General features: G+C 56.3%; 1 protein-coding gene. It reads left to right on the top strand.

Going from position 1 to position 515, the window contains the following annotated elements; translation table 11 throughout:
* Positions 1 to 515: TOBE domain-containing protein (locus tag QEH52_RS20145; protein WP_308952760.1), on the top strand; the 515-nt coding region annotated here is incomplete at both ends.

The following is a 515-nucleotide window of genomic DNA, read 5'->3' as shown; positions in this document are numbered from 1 at the left end:
GAGATCTCCCGCCTGCACGCGCGCCTGGACGCCACCATGATCTACGTCACCCACGACCAAGTGGAAGCCATGACCATGGGCGACCGCATCTGCGTAATGAAAGACGGCAACATCATGCAAGTCGACGAGCCACTCAAACTCTACAACGACCCGCAAAACATGTTCGTGGCAGGCTTCATCGGCTCGCCTCCCATGAACTTCTTCCCCGGCAACTGCGTTGATAAAGACGGCAGTCAATACTTCGTTGAAGAGGCCGCCGACGGCGGAGCCGCCTTCACCCTCAAACTCGAAGGTCACATGATCGCTGCCGCCAAGAAACAAGGTAGCAAGCCTGCCGTCTTCGGCGTGCGTCCTGAGGATATCGAAGTGTCCGCCGATAAGAGCGCAACCAGCATCGACGCGATCATCGACGTAGCCGAACCGATGGGCGCCGAAACTTATCTCTATTTAAACACTCCGACTGGACGTTCTTTTATCGCCAAAGTGCAAGCAGAGCACGCGTTTGCGATTGGACA

The organism is Thalassobacterium maritimum, assembly GCF_031127805.1.
In the GTDB taxonomy this organism is placed as follows: Bacteria; Verrucomicrobiota; Verrucomicrobiia; order Opitutales; family Coraliomargaritaceae; genus Thalassobacterium; species Thalassobacterium maritimum.
This window is presented reverse-complemented; position numbering and strand designations above follow the sequence as displayed.